The sequence below is a fragment of the Pseudomonas sp. TUM25319 genome (genome assembly GCF_056388475.1).
Window position 1 is genome coordinate 6,782,902 of the sequence record NZ_CM150751.1, and the last position, 20,244, is coordinate 6,803,145.

General features: G+C 63.4%; 20 protein-coding genes. 9 read left to right on the forward strand and 11 right to left on the reverse strand.

All coding sequences use genetic code 11. The annotated features are described in order from the left end of the window. The first annotated feature begins 100 nt into the window (after positions 1–100). Positions 101–847 (forward strand): NRDE family protein, encoded by a 747-nt coding sequence (locus AC05QJ_RS30755; protein ID WP_476744919.1) that lies wholly within the window; start codon positions 101–103, stop codon positions 845–847. A gap of 148 nt (positions 848–995) precedes the next feature. On the opposite strand, the gene ptsP is transcribed toward AC05QJ_RS30755, so the two are convergent. Together ptsP and AC05QJ_RS30765 are read right to left on the reverse strand one after the other, a co-directional pair. After that, the gene (ptsP, locus tag AC05QJ_RS30760; RefSeq protein WP_476744920.1) at positions 996–3,275 is read right to left on the reverse strand and encodes a phosphoenolpyruvate--protein phosphotransferase; all 2,280 of its coding nucleotides are present in this window, start codon (positions 3,273–3,275) and stop codon (positions 996–998) included. Between the two features lie 22 nt (positions 3,276–3,297). After that, the gene (locus AC05QJ_RS30765; protein WP_009396722.1) at positions 3,298–3,777 is read right to left on the reverse strand and encodes an RNA pyrophosphohydrolase; all 480 of its coding nucleotides are present in this window, start codon (positions 3,775–3,777) and stop codon (positions 3,298–3,300) included. Between the two features lie 143 nt (positions 3,778–3,920). On the opposite strand from AC05QJ_RS30765, the gene AC05QJ_RS30770 reads away from it, so the two are divergent. Next, positions 3,921–4,577 carry a histidinol-phosphatase gene (locus AC05QJ_RS30770; protein WP_476744922.1) on the forward strand — a complete coding sequence of 219 codons (657 nt, stop codon included), beginning with the start codon at positions 3,921–3,923 and terminating at the stop codon, positions 4,575–4,577. Positions 4,578–4,583: 6 nt separating this feature from the next. On the opposite strand, the gene AC05QJ_RS30775 is transcribed toward AC05QJ_RS30770, so the two are convergent. Both AC05QJ_RS30775 and ilvA read right to left on the reverse strand, forming a co-directional pair. Next, complete coding sequence (locus AC05QJ_RS30775) at positions 4,584–5,012, reverse strand: DUF2269 family protein (protein ID WP_476744923.1); 429 nt, start codon at positions 5,010–5,012, stop codon at positions 4,584–4,586. A gap of 38 nt (positions 5,013–5,050) precedes the next feature. Next, on the reverse strand, positions 5,051–6,565 hold the full coding sequence (ilvA, locus tag AC05QJ_RS30780) for a threonine ammonia-lyase, biosynthetic (RefSeq protein WP_476744924.1): 1,515 nt from the start codon (positions 6,563–6,565) through the stop codon (positions 5,051–5,053). A 133-nt stretch (positions 6,566–6,698) separates the two neighbouring features. On the opposite strand from ilvA, the gene rpiA reads away from it, so the two are divergent. After that, positions 6,699–7,370 carry a ribose-5-phosphate isomerase RpiA gene (gene rpiA, locus AC05QJ_RS30785; protein WP_476744925.1) on the forward strand — a complete coding sequence of 224 codons (672 nt, stop codon included), beginning with the start codon at positions 6,699–6,701 and terminating at the stop codon, positions 7,368–7,370. 36 nt (positions 7,371–7,406) lie between these two features. Here the strand turns inward: rpiA and AC05QJ_RS30790 are convergent, their stop codons facing one another. The 4 genes from AC05QJ_RS30790 to AC05QJ_RS30805 all read right to left on the reverse strand — a co-directional run bounded on the left by AC05QJ_RS30790 (position 7,407) and on the right by AC05QJ_RS30805 (position 11,593). Continuing rightward, entirely contained in the window at positions 7,407–8,318 is a 912-nt protein-coding gene (locus AC05QJ_RS30790) for an SdiA-regulated domain-containing protein (protein ID WP_476744926.1), read from the reverse strand. A gap of 91 nt (positions 8,319–8,409) precedes the next feature. Next, positions 8,410–9,342 (reverse strand): SdiA-regulated domain-containing protein, encoded by a 933-nt coding sequence (locus AC05QJ_RS30795; RefSeq protein WP_476744927.1) that lies wholly within the window; start codon positions 9,340–9,342, stop codon positions 8,410–8,412. 149 nt (positions 9,343–9,491) lie between these two features. Continuing rightward, complete coding sequence (locus AC05QJ_RS30800) at positions 9,492–10,157, reverse strand: fumarylacetoacetate hydrolase family protein (protein ID WP_476744928.1); 666 nt, start codon at positions 10,155–10,157, stop codon at positions 9,492–9,494. A 38-nt stretch (positions 10,158–10,195) separates the two neighbouring features. Then, positions 10,196–11,593: an FAD-binding oxidoreductase gene (locus tag AC05QJ_RS30805; RefSeq protein ID WP_476744929.1), complete on the reverse strand. Its 1,398-nt coding sequence runs from the start codon at positions 11,591–11,593 to the stop codon at positions 10,196–10,198. A 174-nt stretch (positions 11,594–11,767) separates the two neighbouring features. Between AC05QJ_RS30805 and serA the strand changes: the two genes are divergently transcribed. After that, entirely contained in the window at positions 11,768–12,997 is a 1,230-nt protein-coding gene (gene serA / locus AC05QJ_RS30810; RefSeq protein WP_476744930.1) for a phosphoglycerate dehydrogenase, read from the forward strand. A 208-nt stretch (positions 12,998–13,205) separates the two neighbouring features. Then, positions 13,206–13,982 carry a transporter substrate-binding domain-containing protein gene (locus tag AC05QJ_RS30815; protein WP_476744931.1) on the forward strand — a complete coding sequence of 259 codons (777 nt, stop codon included), beginning with the start codon at positions 13,206–13,208 and terminating at the stop codon, positions 13,980–13,982. A 105-nt stretch (positions 13,983–14,087) separates the two neighbouring features. On the opposite strand, the gene AC05QJ_RS30820 is transcribed toward AC05QJ_RS30815, so the two are convergent. Both AC05QJ_RS30820 and AC05QJ_RS30825 read right to left on the reverse strand, forming a co-directional pair. Continuing rightward, positions 14,088–14,588, reverse strand: coding sequence for a 2-thiouracil desulfurase family protein (locus tag AC05QJ_RS30820; protein ID WP_476744932.1), 501 nt, complete (start codon positions 14,586–14,588; stop codon positions 14,088–14,090). Further along, positions 14,569–15,201, reverse strand: coding sequence for a 2OG-Fe(II) oxygenase (locus AC05QJ_RS30825; protein WP_476748043.1), 633 nt, complete (start codon positions 15,199–15,201; stop codon positions 14,569–14,571). Before AC05QJ_RS30825 ends, AC05QJ_RS30820 begins: the two co-directional genes overlap by 20 nt. Before the next feature lie 114 nt (positions 15,202–15,315). Between AC05QJ_RS30825 and AC05QJ_RS30830 the strand changes: the two genes are divergently transcribed. Next, entirely contained in the window at positions 15,316–16,065 is a 750-nt protein-coding gene (locus AC05QJ_RS30830) for a hypothetical protein (protein ID WP_476744933.1), read from the forward strand. Here AC05QJ_RS30830 and bipL read toward each other — a convergent pair whose 3' ends face one another. After that, positions 16,066–16,998 (reverse strand): phospholipase BipL, encoded by a 933-nt coding sequence (bipL, locus tag AC05QJ_RS30835; protein ID WP_476744934.1) that lies wholly within the window; start codon positions 16,996–16,998, stop codon positions 16,066–16,068. It lies immediately after the preceding gene. A gap of 97 nt (positions 16,999–17,095) precedes the next feature. On the opposite strand from bipL, the gene AC05QJ_RS30840 reads away from it, so the two are divergent. From AC05QJ_RS30840 to AC05QJ_RS30850, 3 genes are all read left to right on the forward strand, one after another. After that, positions 17,096–17,656 carry a DUF6436 domain-containing protein gene (locus AC05QJ_RS30840; RefSeq protein WP_476744935.1) on the forward strand — a complete coding sequence of 187 codons (561 nt, stop codon included), beginning with the start codon at positions 17,096–17,098 and terminating at the stop codon, positions 17,654–17,656. Between the two features lie 99 nt (positions 17,657–17,755). Next, on the forward strand, positions 17,756–19,936 hold the full coding sequence (locus AC05QJ_RS30845) for an S-type pyocin domain-containing protein (RefSeq protein ID WP_476744936.1): 2,181 nt from the start codon (positions 17,756–17,758) through the stop codon (positions 19,934–19,936). Further along, positions 19,936–20,211, forward strand: a complete 276-nt coding sequence (locus AC05QJ_RS30850; protein WP_476744937.1) for a bacteriocin immunity protein — start codon at positions 19,936–19,938, stop codon at positions 20,209–20,211. Before AC05QJ_RS30845 ends, AC05QJ_RS30850 begins: the two co-directional genes overlap by 1 nt. The last annotated feature ends 33 nt before the right edge of the window (positions 20,212–20,244 follow it).

Consider the following 20,244-nt stretch of genomic DNA (forward strand, 5'->3'; position numbering starts at 1 on the left):
GGAAGGTGGGCCTTTGCCTCTACTCATGGAGGATGAAGACCTTGTCAGGGTCGTCTGAGGTACAGTGGCGCTACTACCGACAAGATCGACGGGAACCACGATGTGCCTGATCGTTTTCGCCTGGCGGCCGGGGCATGCCCGACCGCTGATCGTCGCGGCCAACCGTGACGAGTTCTACGCCCGCCCGACCCTGGCGCTGGCGCCTTGGGACGAGGCGCCCGGCGTGCATGCCGGACGCGACCTGGAAGCCGGCGGCAGCTGGCTGGGGGTCGGCCCCAACGGGCGCTTCGCCGCGCTGACCAATATCCGCGACCCCGGCCAGCCGCCGGGTGCCCGCTCACGGGGCGAACTGGTGGCGGGCTATCTGCGTGGCGAGCTGTCGGTGGAGGCTTATCTGGAGAAGGTGGCCAGCGAGGCGCAGCACTATTCCGGCTTCAACCTGCTGGTGGGCGACGGCCAGCGGCTGGGTTACCTGCACGGCGCAGACGCAGTGCCGAAGCTGCTCGGGGCGGGGGTCTACGGCCTGTCGAATGCCGCGCTGGATACGCCATGGCCCAAGCTGCTCAAGGCCCGCGAGGGGTTGCGGGAGCAACTGGACGACCCAGAGCCGGAACAGCTCTTTGCACTACTGGCCGACAACACACAGGCGGCGGACAGCGAACTGCCAAGCACCGGCGTGGGTCTTGCGACCGAGCGGCTGCTGTCGAGCGTGTTCATTGCCAGCCAGAACTATGGGACGCGGGCGAGTACGGTGCTGATCGTCGAGGCGGATGGCAGGCGCAGGCTGGTCGAGCGGAGTTTCGGGCCGCTTGGCGGGCGCCTGGGAGAAGTTGAACGGGTGCTCTGAAAGACTCAGGGCCTCATCGCTGGCAAGGCCAGCTCCCACAAAGTTTGAGCCAGCCGCAGCACCAAGGCCTGACTCGATACCTGTGGGAGCCAGCCTTGCTGGCGATGAGGCCAGCAGGAACAACGCGATGCCTGACTGATCGGATGCTTCAGAGATTCTGCGTCGGCCCCGGGTTGATCATCCGCGACAGGCCCAGGTTCTTCAGGGCCAGCTGCAAGGTGCTGTGGATAACCTGCGGGTTGTCGATATCCATGGCCTGGGCCAGCATTTCCTTGGCCTTGCCCATGCTGATCTGGCGCAGCATCCATTTCACTTTCGGCAGGTTGGTGGCGTTCATCGACAGGCTGTCGAAGCCCATCGCCATCAGCAGCACCGCCGCCGCCGGGTCACCGGCCATCTCGCCGCAGATACTCACCGGCTTGCCTTCGGCATGGGCCGCGGTAACGACGTGCTGCAGCGCCTGCAGCACCGCCGGGTGCAGGTAGTCGTAGAGGTCGGCGACCCGCGGGTTGTTGCGGTCCACCGCCAGCAGGTACTGGGTCAGGTCGTTGGAGCCGACCGACAGGAAGTCCACCTGCCGCGCCAGTTCCTTGGTCTGGTACACCGCCGCCGGAATCTCCACCATCACGCCCACTGGCGGCATGGGTACGTCGGTGCCTTCGTCGCGCACTTCGCCCCAGGCCCGGTGGATCAGGTGCAGGGCTTCTTCCAGTTCGTGGATGCCGGAGATCATCGGCAGGAGAATGCGCAGGTTGTTCAAGCCCTCGCTGGCCTTGAGCATGGCGCGGGTCTGGACCAGGAAGATTTCCGGATGGTCGAGGGTAACGCGAATGCCGCGCCAGCCCAGGAACGGGTTGTCTTCCTTGATCGGGAAGTAGGACAGCGCCTTGTCACCGCCGATATCCAGGCTGCGCATGGTCACCGGCAGCGGATGGAACGCCGCCAGTTGCTCGCGGTAGATCGCCAGCTGTTCCTTTTCGCTGGGGAAGCGCTGGTTGATCATGAACGGCACTTCGGTACGGTACAGGCCGACACCCTCGGCGCCACGCTGTTGCGCCCGCGCCACATCGGCCAGCAGGCCGGTGTTGACCCACAGCGGCATACGATGGCCGTCGGTGGTTTCGCAGGGAAGCTCGCGCAGGGCATCGAGGCCCTGGGCCAACTGGCGCTCTTCCTCGACCACATCGGCGTACTGCTTGCGCAGCACCTCGCTGGGGTTGGTGTAGACATCACCCTTGTAGCCGTCGACGATCATCTGGATGCCGTCGACCTTGGAATACGGCAGATCGACCAGGCCCATCACCGTGGGAATGCCCATGGCGCGGGCGAGGATCGCCACATGGGAGTTGCCCGAACCCAGCACCGACACCAGGCCGACCAGCTTGCCTTCCGGCACTTCGCCGAGCATGGCCGGGGTCAGCTCTTCACTGACCAGGATGGTGTTGTCGGGGTAGACCAGCGAGAGCTGGCGGGCCTCCTGCAGATAGGCCAGCAGACGCCGGCCGAGGTCCTTCACATCGGACGCACGCTCGCGCAGGTAGGCGTCGTCCATCAGTTCGAAGCGGTTGACGTGCTCGCCCACCACCTGGCGCAGGGCGCCCTGCGCCCACTGGCCGGTCTTGATGACCTGGACCACCTCGCCGCCCAGCGCGGCGTCGTCGAGCATCATCAGGTAGACATCGAACAACGCCCGCTCTTCCGGCCGCAACTGGGTCGCGAGCTTGGCCGAGAGGGTGCGCATGTCGCTGCGCACGCCTTCGAGGGCGTTGTTGAAGAGTTTCAGTTCGGCATCGATATCGGTGACGGTCTTGTCCGGCACCACATCCAGATCGGCTGGCGGCAGCATCACCACGGCGGTACCCACCGCAGCACCCGGCGAGCCCGGCACGCCGACGAACTTGGCCTCCTGGATGCCCTTGCCCTGGCGACCCAGGCCGCGGATCGAGCCGGTGGCCTCGGCATGGGCGATAACGCCGGCGAGCTGCGCGCTCATGGTGACGAGGAAGGCTTCTTCGCCCTCGTCGAACTGACGACGCTCCTTTTGCTGGATGACCAGAACCCCGACCACGCGGCGGTGGTGGATGATCGGCGCACCAAGGAAAGAAGCGAAGCGTTCTTCGCCGGTCTCGGCGAAATAGCGATAACGGGGGTGGTCGGCAGCGTTTTCCAGGTTCAGCGGTTCTTCCCGGGTGCCGACCAGGCCGACCAGGCCCTCGTTCGGCGCCATGCTGACCTTGCCGATGGACCGTTTGTTCAGACCCTCGGTGGCCATCAGGACGAAACGGTTGGTTTCCGGGTCGAGCAGATAGACCGAGCAGACCTGGCTGCCCATGGCCTCTTTGACACGCAAGACAATGATCCCCAACGCCGTCTTGAGATCCTTGGCGGAGTTAACTTCCTGGACGATCTTGCGCAGCGTATTGAGCATGGCTCGGGGTCGAACTCCGTCGTCAGTCGCGCGCCAGAAGGCGCGGGGCAAGCTCTTTGAGCGCGCGGCGGTACACTTCGCGCTTGAATGTCACCACCTGGCCCAGCGGATACCAATAGCTGACCCAACGCCAGCCGTCGAATTCCGGTTTACCGGTCAAGTCCATCCGTACCCGCTGCTCGTTGGATACCAGACGCAGCAGGAACCACTTCTGTTTCTGGCCGATGCACAGCGGCTGGCTGTGGGTGCGGACCAGGCGTTGCGGTAAACGATAACGCAACCAGCCACGGGTGCAGGCAAGAATTTCAACGTCTTGCCGCTCCAGACCTACTTCTTCGTTGAGCTCGCGGTACAAGGCATCTTCTGGCGTCTCGTCGGGGTTGATGCCCCCCTGGGGAAACTGCCAGGCATCCTGGTTGATCCGTCGAGCCCATAGCACCTGTCCAAGATCATTCGTGAGAATGATCCCGACATTGGGGCGAAAACCATCGGGGTCGATCACGGCAGCAACCTCGCAAACGCATGTCGCCGCATTGTTCCACAAAGCCAGCAAGGCCAGCAACGCGCCGGCCATACCTTATGTGCAGCGTTGTGAAAAGTCCGTATTCTGTGGGACTTTTCAGATGTTATGCGAGTGACTCTTCAATGCGCCTGGCTTTATTCGATCTGGACAACACCCTCCTCGGCGGCGACAGCGACCACGCGTGGGGCGACTACCTGTGCGCCCGTGGCATCCTCGACCCGGTGGAGTACCAGAACCGCAACGATGCGTTTTATCAGGACTACCTGGCCGGCAAGCTGGACCTGCAGGCCTACCTGAACTTCAGCCTGGAAATCCTGGCCACCACCGAGATGGCCCAGCTCGACGAATGGCACGCCGACTTCATGCGCGACTGCGTCGAGCCGATCATTCTGCCCAAGGCCCTGGCCTTGCTGAAGCAGCACCGTGACGCAGGCGACAAGCTGGTGATCATCACCGCTACCAACCGCTTTATCACAGGCCCTATCGCCAAGCGCCTGGACGTGGAACACCTGCTGGCCACCGAATGCGAGCTGGTGGAAGGCCGCTACACCGGTCGCAGCGTCGACGTGCCGTGCTTCCGCGAAGGCAAGGTGACCCGCCTGCGCCGCTGGCTGGAAGAGAATGACCTGAATCTGGAAGGCAGCTACTTCTACAGCGACTCGATGAACGACTTGCCGCTGCTGGAGGAGGTTGACCACCCGGTTGCGGTCAACCCCGACCCGAACCTGCGCGCCGAAGCCGAGAAACGCGGCTGGCCGATCCTCGACCTGCGCAGCTGACCGGCCTCAGACCGGCTTGGCCCCCATCAGGCCGGCGATGGCGATGAAACAGACGCCGCTGAACAGCGCCAGGGCCAGGGTAAACCCCGGTTTACCCGCGCCCGGCGCGGTTCGCAGACGATTGAGGCGGGCCACCAGCCAGAACCAGGCCAGCGCGCCGACGGTATAGAGCAGGCTGGAGCCCAGCACCCAGGTCTGCCCCAGCGGCCAGCCCACCAGGTGCACCAGCCACCAGCCGGTGAACGGCATGCTCACAAGGCACACGCCCATCAGCAACCAGACGACCCCCAGCGGCCGCGAGAGCAGACGCCCGTAGACCGCCGCATCCCCCGCCCGTCGCGCCCGCACCGTCCACCACGCCAGTCCCAGGGCACTGCCCAGCAACAACACGGTGGCCGCCACGTGGGCGATCTTCAGGCTAATCAGCGGTTCCATGGCATCAGCTCCTCAGGCGTTGCTCAAAGCGTAGCCGTTCAGGCGAGGAACAGCCGGTAGGCCGGGTTGTCGGTTTCGTCCCAGTACGGGTAGCCGATCTTGGCCAGGGCCGCTGGCACCAGGTGACGCTCGTCCTCCGGCACTTGCAGCCCGGCCACCACGCGACCATCCGCCGCGCCGTGGTTGCGGTAGTGGAACATGGAGATGTTCCAGCGCCCGCCCAGCTTGTTGAGGAAGTTGAACAGCGCGCCCGGCCGCTCGGGGAACTCGAAGCGCAGCACCAGCTCGTCGCTGACCCGCGCCGCGTGACCGCCGACCATATGACGGATATGCAGCTTGGCCAGTTCGTTGTCGGTCAGGTCCTGCACCGGGAAACCCTGTTCGCTCAGGTGCTGGAGCAGCGCGCTGCGCGGATCGGTGTCGGGGTGGGTCTGCACGCCAACGAAGATGTGCGCTTCGCCGTCCGCGTGGTAGCGGTAGTTGAATTCGGTGATCTGGCGCTTGCCGATGGCTTCGCAGAACGCCTTGAAGCTGCCCGGCTGCTCGGGAATGGTCACGGCGATGATGGCTTCGCGGCCCTCGCCCAGCTCGGCGCGCTCGGCCACGTGACGCAGGCGGTCGAAATTGACGTTTGCGCCGGAGTCGATCGCCACCAGGGTCTGGCCGCTGACGCCACGCTGCTCCACGTACTTCTTGATCCCGGCCACGCCCAGGGCGCCGGCAGGCTCGGTGATGGAGCGGGTGTCGTCGTAGATATCCTTGATCGCCGCACAGATCTCGTCGGTGCTGACGGTGATCACCTCGTCGACATGGTCCTTGCAGATATCGAAGGTGTGCTGGCCGATCTGCGCCACCGCCACGCCGTCGGCGAACAGCCCGACCTGCGGCAATACCACGCGCTCACCGGCGGCCATGGCGGCCTGCAGGCAGTTGGAGTCGTCCGGCTCGACGCCGATCACGCGGATTTCCGGGCGCAGGTATTTGACGTAGGCGGCGATGCCGGCGATCAGCCCGCCGCCGCCGACCGGCACGAAGATCGCGTCCAGGCGGCCCGGGTGCTGGCGCAGGATTTCCATGGCCACGGTGCCCTGGCCGGCGATGGTGTGCGGGTCGTCGTAGGGGTGGATATAGACGAAGCCCTTTTCCTCGACCAGTTTCAGCGAATAGGCCAGCGCCTCGGGGAACGAATCACCGTGCAGCACCACCTTGCCGCCCCGCGAGCGCACGCCCTCGACCTTGATTTCCGGTGTGGTGCGCGGCATCACGATGGTTGCCTTGACGCCCATTTCCCGTGCGGCCAACGCCAGGCCCTGGGCATGGTTGCCCGCCGAGGCGGTGACTACGCCACGGGCCCGCTCCTGCTCGCTCAGTTGCGCCAGCTTGTTGTAGGCGCCGCGAATCTTGAAGGAAAACACCGGCTGCAGGTCTTCGCGCTTGAGCAGCACGTTGTTGCCCAGGCGCTTGCTCAGCTGCCCGGCGGCTTGCAGAGGGGTTTCCACGGCGACGTCGTAGACGCGGGAGGTGAGGATCTTCTTGACGTACTGTTCGAGCATCGGGAAAGCATCACGGGCGGCTGGACGGGGGATCGGAGTCTACCGCAGCGCCCTGTCGGGCGACCACAGCAAGTCCGGGGTTTTAGCCGCTATAATGCCCGGCTTCACGATACTCCCCCGCTTCGGAGCCCGCATGACCCAGGACCAACTCAAACAGGCCGTTGCCCAGGCCGCTGTCGATTTCATTCTGCCCAAGCTGGACGACAAGAGCATCGTCGGCGTCGGCACCGGCTCGACCGCCAACTGCTTCATCGACGCCCTGGCCAAGCACAAGACCGCCTTCGACGGCGCCGTCGCCAGCTCCGAAGCCACCGCCGCGCGCCTGAAAGGCCACGGTATTCCGGTCTATGAACTGAACACCGTCAGCGAACTGGAGTTCTACGTCGATGGCGCCGACGAAAGCGACGAGCACCTGAACCTGATCAAGGGCGGCGGCGCAGCCCTGACCCGCGAGAAGATCGTCGCGGCCGTGGCCAAGACCTTCATCTGCATCGCTGACGCCAGCAAGCTGGTGCCGGTACTGGGCAATTTCCCGCTGCCGGTGGAAGTCATCCCCATGGCCCGCAGCCATGTGGCGCGCCAACTGGTGAAACTGGGCGGCGACCCGGTCTACCGCGAAGGCGTGGTGACCGACAACGGCAACATCATCATCGACGTGCACAACCTGCAGATCACCAACCCGGTGGAGCTGGAAGCACAGATCAACGCCATCGTTGGCGTGGTCACCAACGGCCTGTTCGCGGCGCGCCCGGCGGATCTGCTGTTGCTGGGCACCGCTGAAGGCGTGAAGACCCTCAAGGTCTGACGATCGACCCGGGGCCTGCAACGCAGGCCCCGGCTGTCAATCTGCCGGTTTCTTGAACACATAGAACAGATTCGGCTCGCTCACCAGATACAACGCTCCCGCATCGTCCATCGCGATGCCTTCCGCCTGGGGTACGCTCTGGCTCAAGCCCTGGAAACCCTTGCGCAACGACAGGCTGGCCAACGGCCGACCCTTCACATCCAGTTCCAGCACCAGTTGCGATTCATCCGACAGCGCCAGCAGATGCCCGCTGCGCTCATCGAACTGCAGGCTCGACAAATCCCGCACGAACAGCTTCGAATCGCGCTTGCTGTCCTGCACCACATGCACGGCATAAGGCTGTTCGGGGTTGTCATGGGGGAAACCGTGGACCTCGTAGATCAGCATCGGGTCGCGCTCCTTGGCCACGAACAGGCGCTTGCCTTGCTGGTCGTAGGCCAGTCCTTCGAATCCTTTGTTGCCGTTGAGGCCGATACCCAGCGTGAGCTGCTCGGCGTCCTTGGCATCGAGGAAGGGCGTATCGCCGGTCAGGCGCACACGGATCAGCCGCTGTTCCCGCTCGTCGGTAATGACGTAGCTGTCACGCCCCACGTACTCCACCGCCTCGGGGTCACCAAAGCCGGTCAGCGGGACACGGCGCAGGATACGGCCTTCGAGCGACAGCTCGATCAACTCGGGATTCTTGTTGGTGACTGTGAAGAGGCTGTTACGGTCCGGATCGAAGGTCAGCGCCGAAATGTCTTCATCCAGCCCGTCGATGGGCCGCGCTTCGATCACCACGCGGTAGCGATCCAGGCCGATGCTCTGCTCGGCCGGCTGCCACCAGGTCTTGAGGTTGAACCAGCCGCGTTCGAAGAGACGGTAGTGCTGGCCCGCCACCCCCAGCAGCAACAGGCCCAGCAAGGCAACGACAGCGGCAATCAGGGGAAGTCGAAGGTAGCGGCGCATTCGGCGGGACTCGGCAAGAAACGGAACGGCGCGAATCTAACCATAGCCAACTGAAGTGAAGCTTAATGCCACTATCGGTAAAATCTTCAGTTCAGTCCTTCTTGAAGCGATAGAACAGGTTTGGCTCACTGACCATATACAGCGTGCCGTGCTCGTCCATCGCCACGCCTTCGGCCCGCGGGATGCGTTTATCGAGACCATTGAAACCGCCGAGCAGCGTCATGAAGCTGACCTGCTCGCCGTGCTCGTCCAGCTCCAGCAACAGGTTGGAGTCAGCCGACAACGCCAGCATGTGCCCGGTCCTCGGATCGATGCCCAGGGCAGAGAGGTTGCGCAGGTCAAGGTCGTCATTGGGCAGTTCCTGCTTGGCGCCGCTCAGCGCCGAACGCCCGTCGGTGCGCCAGACGAACAGCCGCGGCGGGCGTTCCTCGCCCAGCACCAGACGTTGCTGGGCAGGATCCCAGGCGACGCTCTCGAAGCCTTTGTTCTGGTTTTCCGAGGGGCCGAGGTCGTACTGCGGGAAGTCCTTGATGTTCAGCTCGCGGGTCGCATCGTCGAGGGTGACGAACGTCAGGTTGTGCTGCCGCTCGTCGGCAATGGCCAGGCGCCGGTCGGCCATCACCGCCACACCTTCGGGGTTGGCCCAGCCGATGAGCGGAATCTTGCGCAGCACATCGCCGTCCAGGCTCAGTTCCACCAGGAACGGATTCTTGCCCATGACCGAAAACAGGGTCTTGCGCTGTGGATCATAGGAAAGGTCGGACGCTTCATCTTTCTCCATGCCCGGCAAGACCTTGGCATCGATATCGACGTAATAATCCGGCAACCAGACACTGGCCTTCTGCTCGATCTGGCTCTGGAAGCGCTCCTGTACCCAGAGCAGGCCGCGGTCGTCCCAATGCATGGCGATCGCCACGCCATAGCCGATCACAGCGGCAATTGCCGTCCAGGTAGACCAGCGCAGCGCGATCGGGCGCTTGCGTACCGACGGCAACGGGCCATCGGAAGGAAGAGAAAGGGCCATTCGGAGAGTTCCTGTTGATTGCCTGCCTGAGAGATGGGGCAGTAGGGCCGAGCAGGAATTATCCGGATGTTTTGTGAAAAAAACGGCAAAGCCCGACGAAGCGCTTTGAAAAACAACGGGGGCGGCCTGTGCCGGCCACCCCGGCCGCGTTAAAGAACCCGGCTTTCGAAACGACTGGCGCCTGGCAGCTCCAGTACCAGTTCGTCGCCCGGATTGAGCGGGCCCACGCCTACCGGCGTACCTGTCAGGATCACATCACCCGCCTGCAGGGAAAACTGCGACGCCATGTGCTGGATCATCGGCACGATGGGGTTGAGCATCAGTGCGCTGTTGCCGTCCTGGCGAACCTGGCGGTCGATGGTCAGGCGAATGCCGATATCGGCAAGGTCTTCGAAGGTGCTGCCGGCAACGAACGGCGGCAGGACACAAGCGCCATCGAAGCACTTGGCGCGCTCCCAGGGCAGGCCCTTTTCCTTCAACTGCGCCTGCAGGTCACGCAGGGTCAGGTCCAGCGCCGGGGCGAAGCCGGAAATGGCATCCAGCACTTCTTCCTCGGAAGGGTGAGACGACAGCGACTTGCCCAGCAGCACGGCGATTTCAGCCTCGTAGTGCACCGAGCCACGCTCGGCCGGAATCTTGAAACCACCCTCGAACGGCACCACGCAGCTGCCCGGCTTGATGAACAGCAGCGGCTCGGTGGGGATCGGGTTATCCAGTTCCTTGGCGTGTTCGGCATAGTTGCGCCCGATGCACACCACCTTGCCCAGCGGGAAGTGGATACGGGTTCCGTCTACATATTGGTGCTGATAGCTCATTGCCGACTCCTGGAGCGCTGGTTGAATCTGCTGCGGACTTACTCGGGCGCGAAGATCTTGCCCGGGTTCATGATCCCGTTGGGGTCGAAGACCGCCTTGACTGCTTTCATGTATTCGATTTCCGCCGACGAACGACTGTAACCGAGGTAATCGCGCTTGGTCATGCCCACGCCGTGCTCGGCGGAGATCGAACCGTTGTACTTCTCGACGGTTTCGAACACCTGCTTGTTGACGGTGGCGCACTTGGCGAAGAACTCGTCCTTGCTCATGTCGTCGGGCTTGAGGATGTTCAGGTGCAGGTTGCCATCACCGATATGGCCGTACCAGACGACGATGAAGTCCGGGTAACGTTCACTGACGATGACGTCGATATCCCGCAGGAATGCCGGCACTTTCGAAACCGTGACCGAAATGTCGTTCTTGTACGGCGTCCAGTGGGAAATGGTTTCGGAGAGGTATTCGCGCAGCTTCCACAGGTTGCGCAACTGCTGCTCGCTCTGGCTCATCACGCCGTCGACCACCCAGCCCTGCTCGACACAGTGCTCGAACAGCGCCAGTGCATCGTTGGCGACGTCCTCCGTGGTGGCCTCGAACTCCAGCAGGGCGTAGAAGGGGCACGGCGTCTCGAACGGTGCCGGCACGTCGCCACGATCGAGGATCTTGGCCAGCCCTTTGTCGGAAAAGAACTCGAAGGCGGTGAGATCCAGCTTGCCCTGGAAGGCGTGCAGCACCGGCATGATGGAATCGAAGTCGGGCGTGCCGAGGACCATTGCCGTCAGGTTCTTCGGTGCCCGGTCCAGGCGCATGGTCGCCTCGACCACGAAGCCCAGGGTGCCCTCGGCGCCGATGAACAGCTGGCGCAGATCGTAGCCGGTAGCGTTCTTGATCAGGTCCTTGTTCAGTTCCAGCAGGTCGCCCTTGCCGGTGACCACCTTCAGGCCGGCCACCCAGTTACGGGTCATGCCGTAGCGAATGACCTTGATCCCACCGGCATTGGTGCCGATATTGCCGCCAATCTGACTGGAACCTGCTGACGCGAAGTCCACCGGATAATAAAGGCCCTGTTCCTCGGCGAAATTCTGCAGTTGCTCGGTCACCACGCCCGGCTGGCACACCACGGTGCGATCGAAGGCGTTGAAGTCGAGGATGCGGTTCATGTAGTCGAAGGACACCACCACTTCGCCGTTGGCCGCCACGGCGCCCGCGGAAAGCCCGGTGCGGCCGCCCGACGGCACCAGCGCGACCTTGTGGCGGTTGGCCCAGCGCACGATGGCCTGGACCTGCTCGATGTCCTTGGGGAACACGATGGCCGATGGGGCTGGCGGGAAGTGTCTGGTCCAGTCCTTGCCATAGGCTTCGAGCGAAGCGGCATCGGTCAGCACCTTGCCGGGCTCGACAAGGGTCATCAGTTCAGCAAGCAGAACAGGATCGGTCATCGGCGGAACTCTCGAACTATTCATGGTCACCCTGAGCACACTTCACGTGGCAGGGATGGTCTGAGCGCGGCGTCGGTATGCTAGCATACGCCCCCCGCTGATCGTGCTTTCCCGCCGATTCTGCGCCAGCTCCACTTCCCTGCCATTTTTTCTCCGGGACACAGGTTTACGCAGATGAGCAAGGTTTCTCTCGATAAGAGCAAGATCAAGTTCCTTCTTCTCGAAGGCGTCCACCAGAATGCCGTGGACGTCCTCAAGGCCGCCGGGTACGCCAACATCGAGTACCTCACCGGTTCCCTGCCGGAAGCCGAGCTGAAGGAAAAGATCGCCGATGCCCACTTCATTGGCATCCGCTCCCGCACTCAACTGACCGAAGAGATCTTCGACTGCGCCAAGAAACTGGTCGCCGTCGGCTGTTTCTGCATCGGTACCAACCAGGTTGACCTGGACGCAGCCCGCGAGCGCGGCATCGCCGTGTTCAACGCTCCGTACTCCAACACCCGCTCCGTTGCCGAGCTGGTGCTGGCCGAGGCCATCCTGCTGCTGCGCGGTATCCCCGAGAAGAACGCTTCCTGCCACCGTGGCGGCTGGATCAAGAGCGCGGCCAACTCCTTCGAGATCCGCGGCAAGAAGCTGGGCATCGTCGGCTACGGCTCGATCGGCACCCAACTGTCGGTCCTGGCCGAGAGCCTGGGCATGCAGGTGTTCTTCTTCGACCCGCTGACCAAGCTGCCGCTGGGCAACGCGACCCAGGTCACCAGCCTGCACGAACTGCTCGGCCTGGCCGACATCGTCTCGCTGCACGTACCTGAGCTGCCGTCCACCCAGTGGATGATCGGCGAGAAGGAAATCCGCGCGATGAAGAAGGGCTCGATCCTGATCAACGCCGCCCGCGGCACCGTCGTCCAGCTGGACCACCTGGCCGCCGCGATCAAGGACAAGCACCTGATCGGCGCCGCCATCGACGTCTTCCCGGTCGAGCCTCGCTCCAACGACGAAGAGTTCGAAAGCCCGCTGCGTGGCCTGGACAACGTGATCCTGACCCCGCACATCGGTGGTTCGACTGCCGAGGCCCAGGCCAACATCGGCCTGGAAGTGGCCGAGAAGCTGGTCAAGTACAGCGATAACGGTACGTCGGTGTCGTCGGTCAACTTCCCTGAAGTTGCCCTGCCGGCGCACCCTGGCAAGCACCGTCTGCTGCACATCCACGAAAACATCCCGGGTGTGCTCAGCGAGATCAACAAAGTCTTCGCTGAAAACGGCATCAACATCTCCGGTCAGTTCCTGCAGACCAACGAGAAAGTCGGTTACGTGGTTATCGACGTCGACGCCGAGTATTCGGACCTGGCGCAAGAGAAACTGCAACAGGTCAAGGGCACCATCCGTTCCCGCGTTCTGTTCTAAGCGATCTGCGTCAATGAAAAGGGAGGCCCTCGTGGCCTCCCTTTTTTATTTGCCGACAAAACATGAAGTTGCAAGAATCGGGCAGAAATATTTCAACTACCGTTAAACATCCAGAGCAAGATGCGGTCACAAGGGGCTCTTGACCGGGGCATTACCAGAAAGCCGCGGCAAGCTGTGTTTAATTGCCAATGACAAGAAAGGGGCTCTCATGCGTTTCATTACCGGGGCACTATTTGCCGCCAGCCTGCTCAGCCCGTGGGCGCACGCGGAACTGATGGATGACGTCAGCGACCGCAATGAATTGCGAATTGCCATTGAAGCCAATACGCCACCTTTCAACTTCCGCGATACCGCCGGCCAGTTGAGTGGATTCGAAATTGAACTGGGACAACTGCTGGCCCGGGAACTGGACGTAAATGCCGACTTCGTGGTGGTCGATTCCGCTGATCTGCTCTCCGGCGTCGAAAGTGGCAAGTACGATATCGCGTTGAATCAGATCGCCACTACTGCAGAATTGAAAGAGCGGCTGGATTTCAGTACGCCCTACAGTTACACCAGCGCGCAACTGATCGTGCGCCAGGAAGAAAAGCGCCCGTTGCGCAACCTTGAAGCGTTCAAAGGTCACAGTCTTGGCGTGGTGCAGGGCAGCAGCTTTGCCGAACAGGCGCAGAAGGTCGAGGGTGTCGACCTGCGCAACTACCAGGACGCCATCCAGCCGATCAAGGAAGTGGCGGACGACCAGATCGATGGCGCCGTCAGCGATCGGCTGCTGGTACCGTACGCGATCCGCGAAAGCAAATTGCCAGTGGCTGAGGGCGCGACGTTCGGCCCGGTACTCAAACTGGCGATTCCGTTCCAGAAGGGCAATCCGGCATTCCAGAGTGCGCTGGACAACGCCCTGCAGCGGGTCAAGGCCGATGGACGGCTGAGCGAGCTGTCGAAAAAGTGGTTCGGCGTGGATGCCAGCGAAGCACCAAAGCAATAGCCTGAATTCAAGGCCAGCTTCCAAAATCAGGGGCATGCCTGGCGCCCTGTGGGAGCTGGCCTTGCCAGCGATGAGGGCAGCAGCAACACAATGGCTGCGACGGCCCTACAGCCCCAACGCCCTGGCCGCCGTCTCCAGTTCCAGCTCGCTGAACACCTGCACCCCCTCGCGCCGCAGCAAGGCGCTCGTCACCCCTTCCCCGTCGATCTTGCAGCCGCTGAATGTCCCGTCGTAGACCTGCCGGTTGCCACAAGACGGACTTCCCGACTTGAGCACCGCCACGCGAATTCCGTGACGCCGCACCAGTTCCAGCGCCAGCCGCGCCCCGGCAAGAAATTCGGCGCTGACATCCTCGCCCTGCACGGTCACCACCCGCGCCTCGCCATCCAGCACCGCGCCGCCCTGCCCACCAGGGATTTCCGCAGGCGGACGTGGCGTCGGCAGACCGCCAGCCACTTCCGGGCACAGCGGCACGACACGGCCTTGCTGCTGCCAGAGCTGCAACAGATCGGGATGGCCACTGCTGCGACCGTCATAGCGTACCGGCTGGCCCAGCAGACAGGCGCTCACCAGCACCTTGGGCAAATCAGAACGGGGCGTTGCCACGACGGCGGAACCAGCCGGTGACCGACAGGCGCTCGCGGCCGGCCGGGAGCACTTCGTGAGGAATGTCGGCAGACATGAACACCACCAGGCTGCCGCCCACAGGTTCGGCGTCCAGTTCGCGGCCGTCAGCGAGGAACATGCGCAACTGGCCGCCATCTTCCGGCGCCCACTGTTCGTTGAGGTAGATGATCGCCGACACGGTCCGGCGATCATCGTCGCGGAACCGGTCCAGGTGCTTGCGGTAGAAGGTGCCTGGCGGATAAAGCGCGAAATGGCACTCGAAATCTTCCAGACCCAGGTAGAAGTCGCGGTTGAGCGCTTCGCGCAGGCTGTCCATCAGCGCCAGGTACTGGTCGCAAGCCTCGGACTGACCGGGTTCGAGCCAGAGAATGTGGTCACCGCGAATGCCCTCGCGCACTTCCTGGCCCTGCCCGCGCCCCACCGAGGCAGGTGCCAGTTCGCCCTCGGCGGCGCGCTGGCGGCACTCGGCGGTCAGGGCGCAGGTCAGGGCCTCGGGCAGGAAGCCTTCCCGGCGCGACCAGCCCTGGCTGGCGAGGTCATCGACGATGCTCGGTATGTGCGGATGTTCGGAGAATATGTGCATGGCGCGAATAGTATCGGGCCGTCGGAAAAATCGACAGGGCCACTTGGTCGCATGACCGCACGGGCGTCTCGACAAAGCCCCGCAAGGCCACGGACAATAGCGGACTGCCGACAGGAGTCCTGAATGCGCCGTTTGTTTTTTCTGCTGTTGATGATCTGCACCACGCCTGTCTGGGCAGACACCCTCGGTCAACTGTACAAGGTCGCCGGCTGGCCCGAACAGCGCGCCCACTTCTCCGATGCCATTGCCGCCGCCCAGCAGCGCTACCAGAAAAGCCTGCCGCCCGCGGTGTTCCAGGCATTGGTGGACAACAGTAACCAGCGTTTCGAAGCCAAGGCCGTGGACCGCCGCGCTGAAGCCCAGTTGCGTGCCAACCTGCCCGATCCCGCGCCTGCGCTGAATTTCTTCCAGTCGCCGCTGGGCCGCAAGGTCGTGGCCGCCGAACTGCTCGCCACCCGCCGTGACCAGTTGGCCAAGAATGCCAAGGGCCTGCCGAAAATGCAGGCCAGCGACAACCGTCTGCTGATCGTCGGCCACCTGGCCCAGGCACTGCCGGCCCGCGAAGCCGGCGCCGAAGTCAGCCTGGCGATCGCCGGGGTCGCCGCCGACAGCCTCAGCCAGATGATCCCCGGCCTGTTCGGCGGCGGCCAGGCCCAGGGCATGCTCGACGGCCAGCGCCAGCGCCTGATGCAACAGATCGGCGAAGACCTCAACAACACCCTGCTGTATGTCTACCGCGACCTGTCCGACGCCGAACTGGAAGAATTCGCTACCTTTGCCGAATCCAGCGAAGGCCAGACCTACTACAAGGCGGCCCTGGCCGCTATCCGCGCCGGCCTCGCCGTGGGCCAGAGCAGCTCGGACCTGAAGTGATCAGCCCAGGGCCTGGTCGATGAAGGCGAAATAACGCCGGCGGATCTCCGGCAACTCATTGGCCAGATGATGCCGGGCCTGCGGCAGCATCAAGACGTGCGGCGCGTCGAACTTGGCCTTGAGCACTTCGAGGTTGTAGCGCCAGTCCACCGTCATGTCATCCTCACCCTGCACGATCAACGGCCGGCGTGCGCATCGGGGCGCCGCCTCGATCCGCCGCACCCAGGCCAGCAAGGCACCGACCCAGGCAGTGGGCAGGCGCCTGGGCTGCAACGGGTCGGCCAGCAGGAACGGCAGGAAGGTCGGATCGTTGGTGTTTTCACTGAAGCGTCGGGCAATGCCATCGACGAAGGGGCGCAGCATCCAGTAGCTGAACTTCGACCAGCCCCAGGCCCGTGGCCGCACCAGCGGCGCCAAGAGAATCACTTCACCGCTGACGGGGCTGTCGTCCGCGTGGTGAAGCAGGTGATCGACCGCAATGGCGCCGCCGGTGCTCTGGCCAAGCAAGTGCCAGGGTTGTGGCAACGCCAGCTCGGCCGCGTGCTGGAACAGCGCGTCGAGCACCTGTTGGTAGATCGCGAAATCACCGATGCTGGCCCGCTCGCCGCTGGACAGGCCATGACCCGGCAGGTCGCAGGCAATCACCGCGAAGCCGCGCCCCACCGCCCACTCGATCGCATGGCGGTACAGCCCCATGTGATCGTAGAAACCGTGGAGCATGACCAGCGTCGCCACGGGTTCGGCCGGCAGCCAGACCTGCGCCACCACCTCGAACCCGGCGCGGTCGAAACGCCCCAGCCAGCTTGTCTCACTGCCCACTCGGTCCAGGCCATAGAAGCGCTGGTAGGCCCGCCCCTGTTCCGACAACGGCTCACGGGCCGCCAGCGGTTGCAGGCTGGCACGCAGGGAATCGGCTTGGAACGACGCGGACATGGGGGACTTCCGGAAAGACGACAAAGGATTGATCTGCGATATTCATCTGTCGACGGAGGCATGGCAAGCTGGCCCCCCTTATTTGCCGGTATTGCCCATGTCGGGGAAAACACTGCTCGCCGCCGTCACCCTCCTGTTCTGCGCCGTTGGCCTGTGGTGGGCCTACGACAGTTTCCAGAGCCGCTACCTGAGGCCGTTCGACAACCAGACCGCGCTGTTCGCCGGCGACCAGCTGCGCCTGCCCGCCGACCTCGCCGGCCCCGGCCCGATCCGCCTGGTGCACTTCTGGGACCCGGCCTGCCCGTGCAATGTCGGCAACCAGCAACACCTGGCCGAACTGATCGAGCACTACGCCCCGCAAGGCGTGTCTTTCCATGTGCTGCAAAGGCCCGGCAGCCATGGCCAACTTCCCGCCCCGCTCGCCGCACTCGAACCGATCGCCAGCCTGCCCGGCGCCGAACACCTGCCGGCCAGCCCCGCCGTGGCGATCTGGGACCAGAACGGCAACCTCGCCTACTTCGGCCCCTACAGCGAGGGCGCCACCTGCAATGCCAGCAACAGCTTCATCGAGCCCATCCTGCAGGCGCTGACCCAGGGACGGAAGGTGCAGGTGACGCAAACAATGGCCGTGGGCTGCTATTGCCCGTGGAAGCCGTGAACCGGGGTGAAACAATCGGAATCATGACGATAACTATTTACATCTTGCAGGCGTAAGCCGCCCCTTAGGTTTCGCACATACACGCAAAGGAGAGCCTGTATGTCGAAACAAACGGCAGTCAATCTGCCCACCCTCAATACCCATTCGAGCCGAATACTCGAACTCACCGCCTCGAACATCGGCACCGATCGTCTGTTCGCTCACATGCAGCGTCAGGAAGGCTATTTCACCTCGCACTATCAGCCTGGCAGGTTGGTACTCGATCTCGTCACCGAGTACGAAACCGACAAGCAGGAAGTGGAACGGGACCACGCCCGCGCTGATACCGGGCTGAAGCAGAGCCTCGACAAGCAGGTCCACACCGCCGCAGGCCCCCTGGAGGGCTTGCCGGAGCTGGAGGCCATCGGCGCGAGGCTGACGGCAACCGAGCAGTTGCTGGCCAGCAAGCGTGTCGAACTGATTGGCGCCCGACACCTTGCACTGGCGTTCTATGGCACAGACCCGATCGGCAAGACCGTCGCCGATTACCTGCGGATCGCCAGCAGCCCGAACGCCCCTGAAAACCCCAGGAAAACCTGGCTGGCGTCCTTCAAGGCGGCCTATGAGGCAAGGCTGCTGAGCAAGTCTGTCGACCACCTGGTCTCCCGTAGCAAGGGCTTGGAGGTTTCCCGAAAAAGCGCCGAGCGATGGGGCGAACGTGCGGCCCGGCAAGAGAAAAAGCGCGAGCAGAAAATCCACAAGGTGGAACTCGCGCTCCTCAACCTGGACCAGGCCCGCCACAAGCACGCGTCCAGCCTTCACACGCTGGAGGAGCATCTGGCGCGGTTCTCCCGCGACGAACCCGAAGCAGGCCTGCCACTCGACCCACTGCTGTCTGTCGATGACATCCGGCGGGCGATCGCCGAGCTTCTGGAAGCCAGGAACGCCCTGCGCACGGCCCGCTTCGAGATCAATAGCCAGAGCATGCGCCTCGGGATGGACCAGAAGCTTTTGCAGGTTGAGCTCAACTTTCCCCTTGCCGACGCCACCCGGGCGCGCATCAACCAACGGCTGGAACACAGTGCCCAGGCCGTCGCCGCCTACACGGCAGCCAAGCCGGAGATCGACCGCTTGACCGAAGAGGGCGGCGACCGGGCGATGACCGCCGTGGGTAACGCCCAACGCGAACTGGCACGCCTCGCCGCGCTCGAGGGCAGCGAGGCGCACCAGCGTCCGGCCACCTTCAGCCTCGCCACCAGCGCGGTGCTGCAGCCACAGGTCATTACCCCGAACGCCTCGTCGATGGCGGCGCTCGCCGGAGTCCGCCCGGCGCTCAAGGCCGCCCTGCGCGCCGTACGCCCGGTTCTCAAGGGAAAGCCCAGGGTCGCCGTGGAGATCGCCTCGCTGCTGTTGTTCTCGCTGCGACTGGGCCATGACGAACGCTACGGCCTGAGCATCCCGTTCACCGACCTGAACCTGGACATCGACTGGCGGGAAGTGCTGGAGCACGCAGGCGAAAGCTTCCCCTTGCCGATGCGCCTCATCTCCGGGCTGGTCGGCCAGAACGCTCACGTCGAGATCGTTCCGACCAATGCCGAAGGCATCTCCCCCCAGGTGCCCGTGCGGGCCGCTACCTGGGACGAAGCGCGCGGTGCCTACCGCTTCACCAGCGAAGGGCCGGGCGCGATCACCGTGCTCTGGACGCCCGAGGCCGCGCCGGGCGACAGCTCCACGTCGCTGCCGGCAGAGGCTCAGCCAAACAGGCTCTATCCCGGCTTCATCAGCGTGCCGACCGTGCCGGAAATGGTGCCGCTGCCCGCCAGTGACGATGTCGACTTCCATGACTACATCATCACCTTCCCGGCTGATTCAGGGCTTGAGCCGGTCTACATCATGTTCAAGAACCCGCGGGATTACGCGGGGGCCGGAACAGGAAACGGTCGGGATATATCGGGCTGGAGAGAAGCCATATACGGGCCGTCAGGTGCCCCTATTCCTACGCGGATCGCGGACCAGTTAAGGGGACGGATGTATGGCCGGTGGGACAAGATGCGTGAAGAAATATGGAAAGCCCTGGCCAGTGATCCTGAGTTGAGTAAACACTTCAAGGCCATCAGCCTGAACAAAATGCGCAATGGCGGAGCACCCTTTACAGAAGAAGGCTTGGCAGGAAAAAGACGAGTTCTAGAACTGCACCATATTCATCCTGTAGCCGAGGGAGGCGCAGTCTATGACATCGACAATCTGCTCATCATGACGCCGAGGGCTCATATCGACTCGCATAAAAAAGGGGAAAAATAATGGACCTGAGATCGCGCATTGAGGATTACACCGAAACCGAGTTTCTGGCACTCGTGACGATGCTGTTCCGGAACGACTCGACACTGCAAGGGCGAGCCTACGAAAAACTCATCAACGGCGTACTTGATCACATCGAAACCATCAGTGAGCTTCCCGATGCCTTTCGGGTCATCTGCTTCCCCGCCGAAGGCGAAGACGACAGCCCCGAAGGCGTCGTAAACCGCATCAAACAATGGCGCGCCGCCAACGGCAAGCCCGGCTTCAAACCCGCCTGACCCAACGCCGCTATCGCCCCCGCGATAGCGGCG

Coding starts and splice junctions, on each gene's coding strand:
- AC05QJ_RS30755 (WP_476744919.1), top strand. CDS start 101: ATGTGCCTGATCGTTTTCGCCTGGCGGCCGGGGCATGCCCGACCGCTG.
- ptsP (WP_476744920.1), bottom strand. CDS start 3,275: ATGCTCAATACGCTGCGCAAGATCGTCCAGGAAGTTAACTCCGCCAAG.
- AC05QJ_RS30770 (WP_476744922.1), top strand. CDS start 3,921: ATGCGCCTGGCTTTATTCGATCTGGACAACACCCTCCTCGGCGGCGAC.
- AC05QJ_RS30775 (WP_476744923.1), bottom strand. CDS start 5,012: ATGGAACCGCTGATTAGCCTGAAGATCGCCCACGTGGCGGCCACCGTG.
- ilvA (WP_476744924.1), bottom strand. CDS start 6,565: ATGCTCGAACAGTACGTCAAGAAGATCCTCACCTCCCGCGTCTACGAC.
- rpiA (WP_476744925.1), top strand. CDS start 6,699: ATGACCCAGGACCAACTCAAACAGGCCGTTGCCCAGGCCGCTGTCGAT.
- AC05QJ_RS30790 (WP_476744926.1), bottom strand. CDS start 8,318: ATGCGCCGCTACCTTCGACTTCCCCTGATTGCCGCTGTCGTTGCCTTG.
- AC05QJ_RS30795 (WP_476744927.1), bottom strand. CDS start 9,342: ATGGCCCTTTCTCTTCCTTCCGATGGCCCGTTGCCGTCGGTACGCAAG.
- AC05QJ_RS30800 (WP_476744928.1), bottom strand. CDS start 10,157: ATGAGCTATCAGCACCAATATGTAGACGGAACCCGTATCCACTTCCCG.
- AC05QJ_RS30805 (WP_476744929.1), bottom strand. CDS start 11,593: ATGACCGATCCTGTTCTGCTTGCTGAACTGATGACCCTTGTCGAGCCC.
- serA (WP_476744930.1), top strand. CDS start 11,768: ATGAGCAAGGTTTCTCTCGATAAGAGCAAGATCAAGTTCCTTCTTCTC.
- AC05QJ_RS30815 (WP_476744931.1), top strand. CDS start 13,206: ATGCGTTTCATTACCGGGGCACTATTTGCCGCCAGCCTGCTCAGCCCG.
- AC05QJ_RS30830 (WP_476744933.1), top strand. CDS start 15,316: ATGCGCCGTTTGTTTTTTCTGCTGTTGATGATCTGCACCACGCCTGTC.
- bipL (WP_476744934.1), bottom strand. CDS start 16,998: ATGTCCGCGTCGTTCCAAGCCGATTCCCTGCGTGCCAGCCTGCAACCG.
- AC05QJ_RS30840 (WP_476744935.1), top strand. CDS start 17,096: ATGTCGGGGAAAACACTGCTCGCCGCCGTCACCCTCCTGTTCTGCGCC.
- AC05QJ_RS30845 (WP_476744936.1), top strand. CDS start 17,756: ATGTCGAAACAAACGGCAGTCAATCTGCCCACCCTCAATACCCATTCG.
- AC05QJ_RS30850 (WP_476744937.1), top strand. CDS start 19,936: ATGGACCTGAGATCGCGCATTGAGGATTACACCGAAACCGAGTTTCTG.